General features: G+C 56.3%; 16 protein-coding genes. 12 read left to right on the forward strand and 4 right to left on the reverse strand.

The genetic code is table 11. The annotated features are described in order from the left end of the window. Positions 1 to 79: 79 nt before the first annotated feature. Entirely contained in the window at positions 80 to 154 is a 75-nt protein-coding gene (locus tag AC3Y7R_RS07540) for a DUF1674 domain-containing protein (RefSeq protein ID WP_490041579.1), read from the reverse strand. A gap of 40 nt (positions 155 to 194) precedes the next feature. Further along, entirely contained in the window at positions 195 to 602 is a 408-nt protein-coding gene (locus AC3Y7R_RS07545; RefSeq protein ID WP_490041419.1) for a RidA family protein, read from the reverse strand. A gap of 75 nt (positions 603 to 677) precedes the next feature. On the opposite strand from AC3Y7R_RS07545, the gene AC3Y7R_RS07550 reads away from it, so the two are divergent. Next, on the forward strand, positions 678 to 1,247 hold the full coding sequence (locus AC3Y7R_RS07550) for a TetR/AcrR family transcriptional regulator (protein ID WP_490041420.1): 570 nt from the start codon (positions 678 to 680) through the stop codon (positions 1,245 to 1,247). Positions 1,248 to 1,321: 74 nt separating this feature from the next. Here the strand turns inward: AC3Y7R_RS07550 and AC3Y7R_RS07555 are convergent, their stop codons facing one another. Continuing rightward, a complete protein-coding gene (locus AC3Y7R_RS07555) occupies positions 1,322 to 1,507 on the reverse strand; it encodes a DUF1674 domain-containing protein (RefSeq protein WP_490041421.1) in 186 nt (61 codons plus the stop codon). Positions 1,508 to 1,568: 61 nt separating this feature from the next. Here AC3Y7R_RS07555 and AC3Y7R_RS07560 point away from each other — a divergent pair, with 61 nt between their 5' ends. From AC3Y7R_RS07560 to AC3Y7R_RS07605, 10 genes are all read left to right on the forward strand, one after another. Next, positions 1,569 to 2,864 (forward strand): RsmB/NOP family class I SAM-dependent RNA methyltransferase, encoded by a 1,296-nt coding sequence (locus tag AC3Y7R_RS07560; protein ID WP_490041422.1) that lies wholly within the window; start codon positions 1,569 to 1,571, stop codon positions 2,862 to 2,864. A gap of 66 nt (positions 2,865 to 2,930) precedes the next feature. Beyond that, entirely contained in the window at positions 2,931 to 4,682 is a 1,752-nt protein-coding gene (locus tag AC3Y7R_RS07565; RefSeq protein WP_490041423.1) for a heparinase II/III family protein, read from the forward strand. Between the two features lie 31 nt (positions 4,683 to 4,713). After that, positions 4,714 to 6,300 carry a bifunctional phosphoribosylaminoimidazolecarboxamide formyltransferase/IMP cyclohydrolase gene (gene purH / locus AC3Y7R_RS07570; protein ID WP_490041424.1) on the forward strand — a complete coding sequence of 529 codons (1,587 nt, stop codon included), beginning with the start codon at positions 4,714 to 4,716 and terminating at the stop codon, positions 6,298 to 6,300. A gap of 2 nt (positions 6,301 to 6,302) precedes the next feature. Continuing rightward, a complete protein-coding gene (gene lspA, locus AC3Y7R_RS07575; protein ID WP_490041425.1) occupies positions 6,303 to 6,782 on the forward strand; it encodes a signal peptidase II in 480 nt (159 codons plus the stop codon). 68 nt (positions 6,783 to 6,850) lie between these two features. Beyond that, on the forward strand, positions 6,851 to 7,369 hold the full coding sequence (locus AC3Y7R_RS07580) for a DUF3035 domain-containing protein (RefSeq protein ID WP_490041426.1): 519 nt from the start codon (positions 6,851 to 6,853) through the stop codon (positions 7,367 to 7,369). Positions 7,370 to 7,448: 79 nt separating this feature from the next. Further along, entirely contained in the window at positions 7,449 to 8,798 is a 1,350-nt protein-coding gene (locus AC3Y7R_RS07585) for a M16 family metallopeptidase (protein ID WP_490041427.1), read from the forward strand. Continuing rightward, positions 8,795 to 10,114, forward strand: coding sequence for a M16 family metallopeptidase (locus tag AC3Y7R_RS07590; RefSeq protein WP_490041428.1), 1,320 nt, complete (start codon positions 8,795 to 8,797; stop codon positions 10,112 to 10,114). The genes AC3Y7R_RS07585 and AC3Y7R_RS07590 overlap by 4 nt, the downstream gene beginning before the upstream one ends. A gap of 48 nt (positions 10,115 to 10,162) precedes the next feature. Next, positions 10,163 to 12,034 (forward strand): DNA mismatch repair endonuclease MutL, encoded by a 1,872-nt coding sequence (gene mutL / locus AC3Y7R_RS07595; RefSeq protein ID WP_490041429.1) that lies wholly within the window; start codon positions 10,163 to 10,165, stop codon positions 12,032 to 12,034. After that, positions 12,031 to 13,254 carry a DNA recombination protein RmuC gene (locus AC3Y7R_RS07600; RefSeq protein WP_490041430.1) on the forward strand — a complete coding sequence of 408 codons (1,224 nt, stop codon included), beginning with the start codon at positions 12,031 to 12,033 and terminating at the stop codon, positions 13,252 to 13,254. Before mutL ends, AC3Y7R_RS07600 begins: the two co-directional genes overlap by 4 nt. Positions 13,255 to 13,332: 78 nt before the next feature. Continuing rightward, positions 13,333 to 13,647 carry a DUF3775 domain-containing protein gene (locus AC3Y7R_RS07605; RefSeq protein WP_490041431.1) on the forward strand — a complete coding sequence of 105 codons (315 nt, stop codon included), beginning with the start codon at positions 13,333 to 13,335 and terminating at the stop codon, positions 13,645 to 13,647. Here AC3Y7R_RS07605 and AC3Y7R_RS07610 read toward each other — a convergent pair. Next, positions 13,644 to 14,690 carry a saccharopine dehydrogenase gene (locus AC3Y7R_RS07610; RefSeq protein ID WP_490041432.1) on the reverse strand — a complete coding sequence of 349 codons (1,047 nt, stop codon included), beginning with the start codon at positions 14,688 to 14,690 and terminating at the stop codon, positions 13,644 to 13,646. The genes AC3Y7R_RS07605 and AC3Y7R_RS07610 overlap by 4 nt on opposite strands. A gap of 159 nt (positions 14,691 to 14,849) precedes the next feature. On the opposite strand from AC3Y7R_RS07610, the gene fdhF reads away from it, so the two are divergent. Then, a complete protein-coding gene (fdhF, locus tag AC3Y7R_RS07615) occupies positions 14,850 to 17,615 on the forward strand; it encodes a formate dehydrogenase subunit alpha (protein ID WP_490041433.1) in 2,766 nt (921 codons plus the stop codon). Positions 17,616 to 17,767 lie beyond the last annotated feature (152 nt).

Genomic DNA, 17,767 nt, shown 5'->3' on the forward strand with positions numbered 1-17,767 from the left:
TTCAGGCGGGGCGTATGGTTAGCTATTCATGCATACAATCTGTGGCAATAGTCAAAGTGGGCTCAAAGCGGACATCCCCTCAAAAATCCACCGCAATCCCCTTACGCTCCCAATCTCCAAAGCGTGCTGAATCTTGAAATGCTGCGCCCCACATAAACAACCATGTCTTAGCGATAAGCGTGAGGCGCGCGTTATTAGTTTGGTAAACGGACGGTGAGCTCCAACTCGATTTTTAACTCTGGCGATGCTAATGCCGTAACGCCGACACCGGTTATGCAGGGCATCGCTCCGCCAAAGAACTCTAGAATTGGTGGGAACGCCTGCTCCAACGTCTCTGGAGTTAGGTCGGTCATGAAGCAACGTGCGATTACAATATTTTCGGGTGTTGCGCCGAGTGCATCTAGCGCTGCTTTTGCATTCGCGGCGACAATCATGGCCTGTTCGACCAGATTGGCTGGAACCGGTTCTCCGGTCACGCGTTCTGCGACCTGTCCGGAAATGTAGGCCATGCGACCCGGCTCAACGATTGAAATTTGAGAGTACCTTATTTTTGAGGCATCGGGCATCGTCGAGGGGTTCATGCGGGTGATGGTTTGTGTCATGCTTGCTCTTATGTTTGATGTGTAATTCATTTTGATTGTAGAGTTAAGCTCTACATTTGTATAGGCGCAAAATTAATGACGAAACCGACGAACCGTAAGAGCGCCATTTTGGATGGTGTTATCGAGCTTCTTGGCACACGCGGCTTGGAGGGCGTGACGCATCGTGCGGTTGATCAAATTGCTGAGTTGCCACAAGGTTCAACGACTTACTATTTCCCCAAGAAGGCCGCGCTTCTTGTGGCCGCCGCCAACCATCTTGCGGATCTTCTTGGAAAGGATTGCGAGGAACTTCAGCTAGGCTTCGCCGAGCGAGCAGCACAGCAAGGTATGGATGCGGCAATTGAATTTGTCGGGGACGTGACGGTCGCCTATGCTGACCAAAAACGAAACTTGTTTCTTGCTCGATTAGAACTGACAGTCGCGTCCTCTCGTCGAGAGGAACTGGCAGGTGTCGGGGATCAGTTAACGGCCGCTGCGCGCAGGCCGATTGCGTTCTTTTTTGAGCTGATTTCGGATGGGCGCTCTGATGCCCCGATTGATACATGTGCCGGTTTGATCGACGGAATTACATTGATGTATGTAACAGGACAGGGGCCCAAACCAACGACGGATCAAATCAAAGCAGTTTTTGATACTTTTGGCTGAGGTGCGTTCGGCATGGTGCCTGATGTTTTTAGATAGTCGCGGTGGCTTCACTTAGCTAAATTTGCACTTCGCCCTCAAAAATCCACCGCAATCCCCTTACGCTCCCAATCGCCGTAGCGCACCGGCTCGGGGCCGTCGCGGCCACCTAGCTCTGGGGCCAATTCCAACTCTTTGGCGGCTTTCTTGCGCGCGGCTGCTTCCTCTAGGGCGCGAATGGCCGCTGGAGGTAGGTTTTTGGGCTGCTCTTTGTCATGGCTCATGTTCGTGTGTCCTTGTTCCGCTCACCCGCTTGATATACGGCCCATGGGCAAGGAGACAAGCATGGCGCATCAAGAGACCCCACCTTCATCTGGACTTCACGCTCGACGTGCGGCGGTTCATCTGCTGCGAGGCGTGTTGGAGGATAAAGAACCCCTGTCCATTTTGTTGGGCAGTGGTGTGTTGGATCGCCTAGAGCCATCTGATCGTGCCCGTGCGCAGCGTTTGGCGACAACGACCCTGCGTGAGCTGGGGCGCGCCGATGTGGTGATCTCGCAATTCGTGGAAAAGACGCCGCCCGAAGTGGCGCTGAATATCCTGCGCCTTGCGGTGGTAGAGCTGTGTGTCGAGGGCGAGGCCCCGCACGGTGTGGTTGATAGCGCGGTGAATTTGATGAAGCGCTCTGGGCAATCGCCCAAGATGGCGGGTTTGGCGAATGCTGTGTTGCGTAAGGTGGCCACGGAAGGCCCACAGATGTGGCCTGATATGCCACCTTCGACATTGCCTAAATGGATGCGCGCGCGCGTGGTGCATTTGCTTGATGAGGAAACAGTGCAGGCAATCGAGCAAGCACATTTGGCGGGCGCGCCGTTGGATATTACCCTGCGCGATGAGGCCACGGCTGATCACTGGGCGGAACAATTGGGCGCGGACGTGCTACCGACAGGGTCGTTGCGGATATCGCGATCTGTTCAAGTGTCTGAATTGCCCGGATTTTCCGAGGGCGCGTGGTGGGTACAAGATGCGGCCGCTGCGATGGCTGCGCGGATGCTAGATGTGAAGTCGGGCGAGGCAGTGCTGGATATGTGCGCCGCGCCGGGTGGCAAAACGATGCAACTGGTTGCAACAGGTGCGCAGATCACAGCGCTGGATATTTCGCGCGAACGGATGGGGCTGGTCGAGGAAAACCTGCAACGTCTGGGCATGAGCGCCAAGTTGGTGGTCGAGGATGCGTTGAATATGGCTGATGACGTGCTGTATGACGCGGTTTTGCTGGATGCGCCATGCTCCGCCACAGGCACAATTCGCCGCCATCCTGATCTGCCATATGTCAAAGATGGCAAGCACTTGGACGAGCTGTTTGCGCTGCAATCGGATATGATCGATGCTGCTGTGAGTGTGCTTAAACCCGGTGGTCGGTTGGTCTATTGTACTTGCTCGCTGCTGTTTGACGAGGGCGAGCGGCAGGCGAAAGCGGCAATGGCGCGCCATGGTTTGACCGAGGTTGAGGTTGAAATGGCGGGTGTTGACGCGGCATGGCGTGGTCGGGTTGGCGGGCTGCGTCTGTCACCAAGCTACTGGCCGGATCGTGGCGGAATGGACGGCTTTTTCATGATTGCGTTACGCAAGCCGGAATAATCGGTGACAGGACGGCATTGAACGCGTAGAATCACCGACAAAAGAAACAGACGAAAAGTCGGTGATATGGGCATTGAGGCCAACAAAGTCGTGCCAACTCAAGGGTTGGAGCGCAACGTAACATTTATGGACCGAGTGCATGTCCGGCTGTGCTCTATGGGAGCGCAAGCGACGGGGTTTGTGTCGCAGCCAGAGCCACGCACAATAGGATCTTATGCCAAGGGCAAGCAGCTTGTGGCGGGTAATTTCCAGTTTGGCGGACATTTGGTGCAAGCCGAGGGGCAATCCTTATGGGCGATAACGCCACCTGATGCGATGTATGAGGCCGAGTTGAACGGGTTCACTTGGTTGGATGATTTGGCATCCGTGGGCGATCGGGATGCGCGCCAATTGGCGCAAGCTTGGGTGCAGGAATGGATCAAAACCTATGGGCGAGGGCGCGGCATTGGGTGGTCACCTGATTTAACCGGGCGCAGGTTAATTCGCTGGATTAACCATGCGCTATTTTTGATGAGCGGGCAGTCGTCCGAAGTTAACGATATTTACTATAAATCACTGGCGCACCAAACGGCGTATTTGGGGCGGCGCTGGTCTGCGGCCTCGCATGGGTTGCCGCGTTTCGAGGCGTTGACGGGGCTGTTATATGCCTCGCTTAGTTTGGGCGGGATGGAGCGGTTCGCGAGCCCTTCCATGAAGGCCTTGGCGCGCGAATGTGCTGACCAGATTGATGCTGAAGGCGGCATTCCAACTCGCAATCCTGAGGAATTGCTAGAGGTTTTCACCCTGCTGACATGGGCGGCAGCTGCCTTGCGTGAGGCCGGGCGCGAACCGCTTTCGGCGCACCTAGATGCGATTGAGCGGATAGCCCCTACATTGCGCGCGCTACGTCATGCCGATGGTGATTTGGCGCGATTCCATGGCGGTGGACGCGGGTTGGAGGGGCGTTTGGATCATGCGTTGGCGCACTCCGGCGTGAAGGCCAGTCATCTGGACGGCTTGGCAATGGGCTATGCGCGATTGCAAGGCGGGCGCACGACGGTGGTTGTGGATGCAAGTGCGCCACCTGCGCGCAATGTATCGCGCGCAGCACATGCCAGCACACTGGCGTTTGAGCTAACTTCGGGACGGCGGGCTTTGATTGTGAATTGCGGCTCTGGCGCGCCTTTCGGCGCGGAATGGCGCCGGGCTGGGCGGGCCACGCCATCACACTCAACGCTGTGCATTGACGGTGTGTCCTCGGCCAAACTGGTAAGCCAGCCGCATGGTGAGTTCCTGACTGCTGGCCCGCGTCGGGTCACAGAGCAGCGGGTGGCGGGCAAAGATCGCTCGGAGCTGATGGCGAGCCATGACAGCTATTGCGTGGAATACGGCCTGACCCATGTGCGCAAATTAGAGGTAAGTTTAGACGGGCGGCGCGTTACTGGCGAAGATACGCTGGCGGCATTGTCGGACCCAGACCGGGTGCGTTTCGAGGCGCATATGGACAAGGTTTCACTGCAAGGTGTGGCGTATTCGATCCGGTTTCATCTGCATCCAGAGGTGGATGTGTCGCTGGATATGGGCGGCACGGCGGTATCGCTTGAGTTGAAAAGCGGTGAGGTTTGGGTCTTCCGGCCCTCAGTTGCTGCAAAAATGAGCATCGAGCCGAGTGTTTATTTGGAAAAAGGGCGATTAAAGCCCCGTGCGTCCAAACAGATCGTTTTATCTGCGCGCGTGATGGAGTATGCGAGCCAAGTCAGCTGGTCATTGGCCAAGGCGCAGGACACTCCGTCCTATGTGCGCGATGTGGATGAGGACCTTGAGCTGGCGTTGAAATGAATTTTGCTGCCAAGCTGTTTTGAGGACCATTATGACTGATCTTGTACCCGTGCGCCGCGCACTGCTTTCTGTATCTGACAAATCCGGCCTGATTGATTTTGCCCGTGCGCTGGTGGGCCATGGGGTCGAGTTGCTATCTACGGGTGGCACTGCTGCGGCGATCCGTGATGCGGGTCTGCCGGTGAAGGATGTGTCCGAGGTTACGGGATTTCCCGAAATGATGGATGGCCGGGTGAAGACGTTGCACCCGATTGTGCATGGCGGCCTGTTGGCGCTGCGCGATGATGAGGGGCATGTGGCCTCGATGAGCGAGCACGCAATTGGCGTGATTGATCTGCTGGTGGTGAACCTTTACCCGTTTGAAGAAACAGTGGCTAAGGGCGCGGATTACGCGACGTGTATTGAGAATATTGATATTGGCGGGCCAGCGATGCTGCGCTCTGCGGCGAAGAACCACAAATTTGTGAATGTGGTGACAGATGTGCAGGATTACGCGGGTATTTTGGCTGAGATGGAAGCCAATAGCGGTGCTACATCTTATGCGTTCCGTCAGGTTTTGGCTTTGACGGCCTATTCGCGCACCGCCGCCTATGACACGGCCGTGTCTAGCTGGATGGCAAGCGCGCTGGGCGAGACGCCGCGGCGCAAATCGTTCGCGGGCACTTTGGCGCAAACCCTGCGTTATGGCGAAAACCCGCATCAACAAGCGGCGTTTTATACGGATGGATCAGCGCGCCCAGGCGTGGCGACTGCAACGCAGCATCAAGGTAAAGAGCTGTCCTATAACAACATCAACGACACCGATGCAGCGTTTGAATTGGTCGCAGAATTTGACCCAAAAGACGGCCCAGCAGTGGCGATTATCAAGCATGCTAACCCATGTGGTGTGGCACGTGGTGCGACGGTGGCTGAGGCTTATAATAATGCATTCCAATGCGATCAGACCTCGGCTTTTGGTGGGATTATTGCGGTTAACCAACCGCTGGATGGTGAAACGGCTGAAGCCATCAGTGGGATTTTCACAGAAGTGGTGATTGCGCCCGGTGCTGACGCGGACGCTATGAGTATTTTTAGCAAAAAGAAGAACCTTCGGCTGCTAACCACCGATGGGTTACCGAATATTTTGAGCGCCGCGCTGACGGTGCGCCAAGTGTCGGGCGGTTTGCTGGTACAAGACAAAGATAATGGGCGCATTGAGTTGGCGGACTTGAAGGTTGTCACCAAACGCGCACCGAGCGAGCAAGAATTGGCTGACATGCTGTTTGCATGGCGGGTTGCGAAACATGTTAAATCTAATGCGATTGTCTACGTCAAAGATGGCGCGACCGTTGGTATTGGCGCTGGGCAGATGAGCCGGGTGGATAGCTCGCGCATTGCCGCGCGCAAAGCGCAAGATGTGGCGGATTTACTGGGGCTGGCAGAGCCGCGCACGATTGGATCAGCGGTGGCGTCTGATGCGTTCTTCCCGTTCGCGGATGGCTTGGTTAGTGCGGCTGAGGCAGGGGCGACCGCGTTGATCCAACCCGGCGGCTCCATGCGTGACGCAGAAGTGATCGCGGCGGCGGACGAGTTGGGGCTGGCCATGGTCTTCACCGGCATGCGGCATTTCCGGCATTAATTATGAGGATCATGCTTCTTACCGCATTGGCGACCTTCGGGGTGGATCAGTTGTCCAAATGGGCAGTTGTGCACAAACTGGACTTGATAAATATCGGCGCGATTGATGTGCTGCCGCCTTTGTTGAATTTCCGCATGGGATGGAACGCGGGCATCAATTTCGGGTTTTTCTCTGATAGCCCGGAGATCATGCGTTATGTTTTGGTCATATTGGCGGTGGTGATTTCCGGGTTCCTGCTCTGGTGGGGTAATCGCAACCTTGGACGCCTGATCACGCGCATGGGGGCAGGGGCGATTATCGGCGGGGCCTTGGCCAATGCGCTGGACCGCGTGATCTACGGCGCGGTGGCGGATTTTCTGAACATGTCATGCTGCGGGATCAATAATCCGTTTACCTTTAATGTCGCCGATATTTTTATCTTTGCAGGGGCATTTGCGTTGGTGGCGTTTGACGATACCAAGGCCGAAGATGCACAGGGGTAAAGAACCCCGTGACGACCGCGCTCGTTTGCGTTAAAACGGCATCAAAAGAAGAGCAGGAGTGGGCTTTCATGCAACATAAAACGATAATCCTTGTGGGCATGGTCTGTGCTTCGATGGCGCTGTCGGCATGTGATCGCAATAAAACGCCACAGCTGTTGAACATTAAATCGCAAGAAGAAGGCCCGGATGAGTTTGCGGTTTTGCCAAGTAAACCCCTGACATTGCCCGATGATTACGCAGCCCTGCCCGCGCCGACAAAGGGTGGCAAAAACCGCACCGACGTGACGCCACTGGAGGACGCGGTGATTGCCCTTGGTGGCAATCCCAGCGGTGGCATTCGCGATGGGGGATTGGTTAATCATGCGTCGCGCTTTGGCGTATCGCCCGGCATCCGCTCGGCTTTGGCATCGGAAGACCTGGAATATCGCCGCAAGAACGATGGCCGTCTGCTGGAGCGTTTGTTCAACGTGAACGTTTATTTCAAAGCCTACCGCAAGCAGTCTCTGGACCAATATGCAGAGCTGGAACGCCTGCGTCGCCTTGGGGTTCGCACAAACTCGGCCCCGCCTGAAGGCGTCGACTATTAAGCCAATCACAGCTTCGTTGGGGGCGGTTGTTTTTTCCGCATCCCATGCCATGTGTTTTCTAACTAATTTTATGGAGAGGATGCGTATGCGCGGCCTGATTGCCTGTTTGTTTGCCCCGATTATGTTGGCTACGCCCGTTTTGGCGGCTGAAAAAGTTACCACGTTCACCTTAGAAAACGGCCTTCAAGCGGTTGTGTTGGAAGACCACCGCGCGCCGGTAGTGGTGCATATGCTTTGGTATAAAGCGGGTGCTGCGGACGAGGCGCAGGGGGTGTCGGGTGTGGCGCATTTCCTGGAGCATTTGTTGTTTAAGGCGACCGAGGAGATGGAAGCGGGAGAGTTTTCTGCTGTGGTCGAGGCCAATGGCGGCTCTGACAATGCGTTCACCTCTTGGGATTATACGGCCTATTACCAGCGTATTGCCGCTGATCGTTTAGAGCTGATGATGAAGATGGAAGCCGACCGGATGCGCAATATCCGGCTGACCGAGGAAGACGTTACTACCGAGCGTAAAGTGATCCTTGAAGAACGCGCTCAGCGCACGGATAGCGATCCGGGTGCTTTGTTTGGCGAGCAGCGCAATGCGGCGCAGTATCTAAACCACCCTTATGGCACGCCGATTATTGGCTGGCGCCACGAGATGGAAGAGCTAAGCCGAACTGATACGCTGGAGTTTTACCAAAAATACTACGCGCCGAATGCCGCTGTTTTGATTGTGGCCGGTGATGTTGATCCCGCACAGGTCGAGGCGCTGGCAAAGACTTATTACGGCCCGCTAAAGCCTACGGTTGGCCTAACAGATCGGGTGCGCACTATTGAGCCACCACAATTGGCCGAGCGTCGGATTGTGTTTGAGGATGAGCGTGTGGCGCAGCCTTATGTTATCCGGTCCTATTTGGCACCGGAGCGTGATGCGGGTGAGCAAAAAACGGCTGCGGCATTGACGATGTTGGCAGAGATACTAGGCGGCAGTGGCTCGACCTCGGTTCTGGGGCGCGCGTTGCAGGTGGATACGAATAAGGCGGTCTATACCTCAGTGTACTATTCCGGCGTTAATTATGATGACACAACTTTTGGCATGTATATGGTGCCCAGCCCAGATCTGAGCCTGCAAGAGGGTGAAGATGCGATGGATGCTGTGGTGGCGCAGTTCATGGAAGACGGTGTGGATGCTGCGCATCTGGCGCGGGTGAAGTCGCAAATTCGTGCATCGTTAATTTACGGGCAAGATGATGTGGCAGGTCTTGGTCGCCAATATGGTGCGGCGCTAACATCGGGATTGACGGTTGAAGATGTGCAAGAATGGCCGTCAATTTTAGATGCGGTCACTGAGGATGATATCATGGATGCTGCCCGGTTGGTTTTTGACCGCAAAAAGGCGGTGACCGGATGGTTCCGCAAGCCTGTGACCAAGGAGGTCAGCCAATGATGCGCCCCATGATACGTGTTGTGCTTGTCGCCTGTTTTGCAATAATTTCGCTGCCTGCTATGGCGCTCGATATCAAGGAAGTGACGTCACCGGGGGGGATCAAGGCATGGCTAGTTCAAGAGCCATCGATCCCGTTCACCGCGTTAGAAATCCGCTTTAAGGGCGGTGCATCACTGGACCGCGAGGGCAAGCGTGGGGCCGCTTACTTGATGTCGGGCTTACTGGATGAGGGCGCGGGGGAGTTGCGCTCGATCGAGTTTGCCGCCGCAGCCGAGGCTTTGGCGTTGCAGTTTGATTTTGATGTTAGCCCGGATAGCTTTTCAGTATCGGCGCAGTTTTTGACGGAAAATCGCGCGCCGTCACTAGCGCTTTTGCGCTCGGCTATTAATGCGCCGCGCTTTGACGGGGATGCGGTGGAGCGTGTGCGTGGTCAGGTGTTGTCGATCATTGCCTCTGATGAGGAAGACACCAATGATATCGCAAGTAAAACCCTTGCGAGGCTTGCCTATGGCGACCACCCTTATGCGACTAAAATTGAAGGCACCGCAGAGAGCGTCGCGGCGCTGAGCCGTGATGATTTGCTGGCCTCTTACACAGACCTATTGGCGTTGGACCGCGTTCATGTTGGTGTTGTCGGTGATATCACCCCCGAAGAATTGGGCGTTTTGCTGGATGATTTGTTGGGCGATTTACCCGCAACCGGGCCCGATATGCCGGGGCGTGCGCCGTTCTTGTTAAAGGGTGGCGAGACGGTTGTTGAGTATGACACACCGCAATCTGTGGCGCTGTTTGTGCATAGTGGGATCGAGCGTGACGACCCGGATTTCTTTGCGGCTTTTGTGATGAACCAAGTGCTGGGCGCGGGCGGTTTTGGGTCTCGTTTGATGGATGAGGTTCGCGAAAAACGCGGACTGACATATGGGGTATATTCCTATCTGGCCCTGCGAGAGCATGTGGATTTAATGATGGGGCGTGTGTCATCATCAAATGAAAGCGTGGCCGAAGCGATCTCGGTGATCCGTGATGAGTGGTCGAAACTGGCCAAGGATGGCGTGACGCAAGAAGAGCTGGATACGGCTAAAACCTATCTGACAGGCGCGTATCCTTTGCGCTTTGATGGTAATGGCCGGATTGCGACGATCCTTGTGGCGATGCAATTTGATGACTTGGCAATTGACTACATCGATACGCGAAATTCTAAGGTGGAAGCGGTAACGCTGGAAGACATTAAGCGTGTTGCCGGCACCTTGTTGAAGCCAGATGATTTGCATTTTGTGGTGGTCGGAAAGCCTGTGGGTTTGAGTGCTAACCAATAGTCAAAGTTACATGGCCGAATCGGCGGCTTGCGTGCTACAATTTGGGGTATGAATGCCCCAAACCCCAACATAGGCGATAGCCAGCCCGCAAAACGGTCTCAGATCAAGCAATTGGACGAGGTGGCGGTCAATCGCATTGCTGCTGGCGAGGTGGTGGAGCGCCCTGCCTCGGCCGTGAAAGAGCTGATTGAGAATGCGCTGGATGCAGGGGCTACGCGTATTGAGTTATGCGTGAAAGATGGTGGCAAAACGCTGATCCGTGTCACGGATGATGGTCACGGTATTCCTGCGCAAGATTTGCCATTGGCATTGTCGCGCCATGCAACGTCGAAGATTGACGGCTCGGATTTGTTGAACATCCATACATTCGGGTTTCGCGGCGAGGCATTGCCGTCAATGGCCGCCGTTGGGCGCATGACAATAACATCGCGCATAGCGGGTGAAGATGCGGCGCGGATCACGGTGGATGGCGGCGTTATGGGGCAAGTAAGCCCGGCGGCGCTGAGCAAAGGCACTGTGGTTGAGCTGCGCAACCTGTTTTACGCGACGCCTGCCCGGTTGAAGTTTCTGCGCACGGACCGCGCAGAGATGGGTGCGATTTCTGATGTGGTGAAACGCTTGGCGATGGCGGAGCCTTATGTGGGCTTTACCGTGCGCGATTTATCGCGTGACGATAAGGGGCGTGTGACGTTTCGCGCAGATGCACAGACGGGCGATATGTTCGATGCGTTAGGGGGGCGGTTACGCTCGATCCTTGGGGCGGAATTTGCTGATAATGCGCTGGCGATTGATGCCGAGCGCGAGGGTATGACGCTGACGGGTTATGCGGCTTTGCCGACCTACTCGCGTGGCTCTAGTGTGGCGCAGTTCTTGTTTGTGAATGGGCGCCCAGTACGTGACAAGCTGTTAATAGGTGCGTTGCGTGGGGCGTATTCGGATTTTCTGAGCCGTGATCGCCACCCAGTTGTGGCGCTGTTCCTAGAGGTCGAGCCGACGCGCGTTGACGTTAATGTGCATCCCGCCAAAGCCGAAGTGCGGTTTCGCGAGCCGGGATTGGCGCGCGGCTTGATTGTATCGGCGTTGAAACATGCGCTGGCAGAGGCGGGGCACCGTGCTTCGACCACCGTGGCAAATGCGACGCTGGGGGCGTTCCAGCCCGAGCGCGTGGACCGGCCGATTTATCAGATGGATGGGGCGTCTCAGGGTGCATTGAGGGCATCTTATCAGGCGCAGGCGCCTGGGTTTTTAACGGATGGTTCCTCGACACCGGGGTTCTCGGAGACGCAGGCAGTTTATAGCCGCGTTGATGTGGTGGAGCCGGAAGCCACGCCTTTGGAAAACTTCCCGCTAGGGGCGGCGCGTGGGCAGGTGCATGAGAATTATATTATCGCGCAAACAGCTGATGGGATGGTCATCGTGGACCAGCACGCAGCGCATGAGCGGCTGGTTTACGAGAAGCTAAAACGTCAAATGGCGGAAAATGGCGTGGCGGCGCAGGCGTTGTTGATCCCTGAGATTGTCGAGATGTCAGAAGCGGATGTCGCGGTGTTGTTGACCCATGCAGATGCGCTGTCGAAGCTGGGCCTAACGCTGGAGCCATTTGGCCCCGGTGCGATAGCTGTGCGCGAAACGCCTGCCATTTTGGGCGAGGTAAACGCGGAAGCCATGGTGCGCGATATTTTAGACGAATTGGATGATCTGGGTGACACGCAATTGGTCGCGGACAAGATCGAGGCGGTGCTAAGTCGGGTGGCGTGCCATGGCTCGATCAGGTCTGGGCGCTGGATGCGCGCCGATGAGATGAACGCGCTGCTGCGCGAGATGGAAGCAACGCCGCATTCAGGGCAATGCAACCATGGTCGGCCAACTTATGTGGAGCTGAAATTGACAGATATTGAACGGTTGTTTGGGCGCACATGATCCAAATTGGCGATATGGTTTTGCAGTGGGATGACCCGCTGGTGATTGCTGGCCTTGTGGGCGTGGCGGTGTTGTCATTGGTGATTGTGTTGTTGATCACGGTGGTCAGGTCCGCAGGGCGCGCGGCGCAAATGGCTCAGCCAATGATGATGCAGATGGGGCAGTTGAACCAGACGGTGCATAATCTCGGCACGGGGCAGGCGCAATTGTCTGGCGGGCTGGAGGGCCTATCGAAAAACCAGAGCATGACGTTGCAAACCATGGAAGTGCGCCTTGCCGAAGTGCAGCAAAAGATGGCGGAGCGGCTGCACGAGAACGCGATGAAGTCCGCGCGCTCCATGTCGGATATGCAGGAACGGATGAATGACACGCTGCATGGCTCGTCTGAGAAAACCACCAAATCACTGACCCAATTGCAAGAACGGCTGGCGACGATCGACCGCGCGCAGACTAATATCGAGAAGCTGTCGGGCGATGTTTTGTCCTTGCAGGATATTCTGTCCAACAAGCAGACGCGCGGGGCTTTTGGGGAAATTCAGCTCAATGATATCGTATCCAAGGCGTTGCCGCCGGACAGCTATTCCTTCCAGCATACGCTGTCGAATGGGCGGCGGGCGGATTGCTTGATTAATTTGCCGAACCCGCCCGGTCCAATTGTGATCGATGCCAAATTCCCGCTGGAAGCTTACGAGTTGTTGGTGAATGCTGACACTAAAGAGGATCAAGCCCGTGCGTTGACGGCGTTGGGCCAAACGGTGCGGGTCCATATCAAGAAGATCTCCGAGAGCTATTTGATCGAGGGTGAAACAGCGGATGGTGCGTTGATGTTCTTGCCGTCAGAGGCGGTTTACGCGGAGTTGCACGCGCGTCTGCCCAAGATCATCCGCGAAGGGTTTGCGGCGCGGGTTTGGATCGTGTCACCGACGACCTGTATGGCCACGTTGCACACGATGCGCGCTATTTTGAAAGATGCGCGGATGCGCGAGCAAACCGGCGAGATACGCAAAGCACTGCGCCAACTGCACCGCGATGTAGAGATCATCGGCGAGAAAGCCGGTAAGCTGGAAACACATTTGCGCCAAGCAGGCGATGATGTGGCTGGAGTGCTAACGGCGGCAACGCGTGCAGGCAAACGGGCGGACCGTTTGGACAACTTTGATTTTGAGGAATTGGCCCCAGAGGCGAGTAATGTTGTCCCGCTTGAGCAGCCCAAAGACTAAGTTACCGTTTGATCCATGTCATGGGGCGCGATGCCGACGCGGCCTAAATTGCGTTTGCAAAGCAAAGGAATGGCACACATGGATATTTCACTCCACAAGATCGCACAGATAGTGTTGTTCGGCCATGAACTTGGCCGTGCAGAGGGTGAGTTGCGCGCCTTCATCAAGGGGCTGAACGAGGATGAGCAAATCGCCCTCGTGGCGCTGACTTGGGTCGGGCGCGGCAGCTTCGATGCCAATGAGTTTAGCGATGCACTGATGATGGCGCGTCAAGAGGCGGTGGCCCCGACAGATGATTACCTATTGGGGTTGCCGCATTTCGCCGACCACCTTGAGGCAGGGGCAGAAATGCTGGGCCTTGATTTGACAAATGCCGAGGAAGAGCTGCTCTAGAGGTGCGCTTCAAACGTGTCGCGGGCACGGCCCCAAACGCCGACGTTGATGCTGCCAAGAGCTAGCAAGGTAGGTAGCAGTTGCTGGGCGTAATCATCAGACGATTCCGCAGGCAGCATTGACGGCAGATTGTCGATGGCAGTGACGTCTAGTACGGGGGTGTCGTGCACGCGTAAAGCGGGCTGGTCCCATGTTGTTACGCGGTCATAAACCTTGATCGGGGAAAACGCGCTATCAGGGTCGCAGGCAACATCACCGATCACCGACAAGTTGCGCGGCGCAGTTTTCGCCGATGCGGGGACGAACACCGGCGAGCCGGGGCGCGCGAGGATCGAGTTGATCAAAATGTCATGCTCCAACACTTCAGGGAACGGGCCGCCGTGTGCGGTTTCGGCCATGTCCCATTTGGTGATGGGTATATCCATTGATGCGCAAAGGTCCGCAGCCCCCGTGCCGACACGACCCAGTGCGCCGATGATCAGCGCAGTCGGGCGCTTATTGCCAAGCGGCGCCAGCTTCGCTTGAAGCGCGTCTTGCAAGGCTTGCGCGGAAGTGTAGACGCCAACCGGTTGGGCGATGGAGCCATGTTGTTGCGCGATCCAGCACAACAGGCTGACAGCGGCCCCCGCAAAGCCTGCCCAATAGCCAAAAGCCGCGACACGGCGGCCATTGTCTTCGACCAAGTATTCTAAGTCGTAAAGCGCGCCACCGCCTGCCTTGAACCGGTCCAACAGAATGCGGCCATCAGGTTGGCCCTTAAAAGCGTGGCCGAACATGATGTGGCGATGTGGCAGGGGAGTGCCGTCGGCGGGCAACTCTTTCAGGCCAAAAATGATGGCGTCATCGGGGGCGCTGGTCCAACTGCCCTCGGGGGCGATGTCGCATCCGCTGTTGACGTATCCTTGAATTGGCAGCGCGCGCGAGGCGCTTTGCTCGACTGTTACACGCAGGCCTTTGGCCATTAGCGCGCGAATCCCTTCGGGTGTGATCCCAACGCGTTGTTCGTGATCTCTGCTCTCGGCACGTACCCAAAGATGTGTCATAGCGGCGTCCCTTTTTGTGTTAAGACAAGGCTTACGCGAGGCGGCGCAGGGTTGCCAATGGGAAACGTGCCTGACGCAAATACGGTGTTTGAGGTCGCGCATGACGCGCTAAAATATCGGTGTAGATGGTTTAAACTGTTCACGCAGGGAGACACGCCAATGACTGACACGATCAAATTCACGCTCGACGGTGAGCAGGTAGAAGCCCGTGCGGGCGACACAATTTGGGAAGTTGCCAACGGCCGGGGTCTTGTGATCCCGCATTTGTGTCACAAGCCTGCGCCGGGATATCGCCCTGATGGCAATTGTCGTGCCTGCATGGTCGAGATCGAGGGCGAGCGTGTTCTGGCCGCCTCGTGTATTCGTGACCCTGCTGAGGGCATGGTCGTGACGACCAACTCCAACCGCGCCAAGACCGCCCGCAAAATGGTTATTGAGATGCTGGTTGCGGATCAACCCGCGCCTGATGTGGCGCATGATAAATCGTCCCATCTGTGGGATATGGCGGCGATGCAAGGTGTGTCAGAAAGCCGGTTTCCCAAGCTGGAGCAGGGCCGTATTCCTTTGTTGGATGACAGCCATGTAGCGATGTCGGTGAACTTAGACGCCTGCATCCAATGCGGGCTATGTGTGCGGGCGTGCCGCGAGGTTCAGGTCAATGATGTGATCGGCATGGCGGGGCGGGGCCAAGATGCCTACCCGTCCTTTGATTTCGCGGACCCGATGGGTGAAAGCACTTGCGTGGCATGCGGTGAATGCGTGCAGGCCTGCCCAACCGGCGCGTTGATGCCCGCAACGGTGACGGATGAAAACCAAGTTGGTGATAGCAAGGATTTTGACAGCGAGGTCGAGAGTATCTGCCCATTCTGTGGCGTTGGGTGCCAGGTCTCGTTGAAAGTTAAAGACGGCAAAGTGAAGTATGTCGAGGGCATCAATGGCCCCGCTAACGAGGGGCGTCTGTGTGTTAAAGGGCGCTTTGGGTTTGACTATATTCATCATGAACATCGCCTGACCAAACCGTTAATCCGCCGCGATGATGCGCCAGCCAAAGGGCTGAACGTGGACCCCGGAAACTGGCAGGAAGTCTTCTACGAGGCGACGTGGGATGAGGCGCTGAATTTGGCGGCAGGCGGCATGAAGGGACGCGGGCGCGAGGTCGCGGGTTTTGGGTCCGCCAAGTGCACCAATGAGGAAGCCTACCTGTTTCAAAAGATCATCCGGCAGGGGTTTGGCCATAACAATGTGGATCACTGCACGCGCTTGTGCCACGCATCCTCGGTGGCGGCGCTGATGGAAAACGTGGGATCAGCGGCGGTGACTGCGACATTTAACGAGATTGAGAACTCGGACGTGGCCATCGTGATCGGCTGCAATCCGACGGAAAATCATCCGGTCGCGGCGACGTATTTCAAGCAGTTCACCAAGCGCGGCGGCAAGCTGATCGTGATGGATCCGCGCGGCCAAGCGTTGAAGCGGCACGCGTCGCATATGCTGCAATTCCGTCCCGGCGCAGATGTGTCGATGTTGAACGCGATCATGCATGTGATCGTGGAAGAGGAACTTTACGACAAACAATATATCGACGCTTACACGGAAAACTGGGAAGCCGAAAAATCCCACCTCGCCGATTTCACGCCAGAGAAAATGAGCAAGATTTGCGGCATTGAACCAGAGATGTTGCGTGATGTGGCGCGGACCTTTGCTGGCGCGCAAGCAGGTATGATTTTCTGGGGCATGGGTGTCAGTCAACATATTCACGGCACGGACAATGCACGCTGTCTTATTTCACTGGCATTGATGACGGGGCAAGTGGGGCGCCCCGGTGCGGGTTTGCATCCGCTGCGCGGGCAAAACAACGTGCAAGGCGCGTCTGATGCGGGGATGATCCCGATGTTCCTACCTGATTATCAAAGCGTCATGGATGATGGTGTGCGCTCGGCCTTCACGGACGTTTGGGGTTCGGAAGATTTCTCAAACGAGAAAGGCCTGACGGTTACTGAAATTCTGGACGCGGTGCATGATGGTGACATCAAGTCGATGTATATCTTGGGTGAGAATCCGGCCATGTCTGACCCCGATGTGGAACATGCACGCGATGCTTTAGCGAAACTGGATCACCTTGTTGTGCAGGATATTTTCCTGACAGAAACGGCAAACTTTGCGGATGTGATCCTGCCCGCCTCGGCGTTTGCCGAGAAGTCAGGCACGGTAACCAACACCAACCGCCAAGTTCAGATGGGTCGCCCTGCGGTGCCGCCCCCGGGCGATGCGCGGGCAGATTGGTGGATCGAAGTGGAGCTGGCAAAACGCCTGGGCCTAGGTTGGACCTACGAGAGCCCCGCCGATGTGTTCGCGGAGATGAAGCTGAATATGAATTCGCTGAACAACATCACATGGGACCGTTTGATGAGCGAGAACGTGGTGACATATCCGTCGTTGTCGCCGGAGGATCCGGGGCAGGCGATTGTATTTGGCGATGGTTTTCCCCGCGCGGATGGTCGCGCCAAGTTCACTCCGGCGAGTGTGATCGCGCCCGATGAAAGCCCCGATGCGGACTACCCGATGATCCTGACCACTGGGCGCCAGTTGGAGCACTGGCACACGGGGTCAATGACGCGGCGCTCATTGGTTTTAGACGGGTTGGAACCGGAAGCGAATTGCTCTCTACACCCTTCAACTCTGCGCAAATTGGGCGTTGATCCGGGTGGGGTGCTACGCCTGACGACGCGGCGCGGCACCATAGACGTGATGGCACGAGCGGATCGTGCCGTGTCGCCTGATATGGTGTTTTTACCCTTCGCTTATGTGGAGGCTGCAGCCAATATTTTGACGAATCCCGCTGTTGATCCCTTTGGCAAAATTCCGGAGTTTAAATTTTCGGCGGTCCGGGTGGAAAAGGTGGAGCCTATAATTGCAGCAAAATAGGGGGTTTTGAAGGGTTCTTCATTGCGGGGAGGGATGAAAACTACGTTGTTTGCGCTATCTGAACGATTGTTCAAAAAAACGATTGACGTATCACCCAACCGCCGCCCAATATCACTTCAAGAGGGGCGCAAAGCCTCAACGCCGGGCTGCTC

The sequence above is a fragment of the Litoreibacter sp. genome (assembly GCF_058136045.1).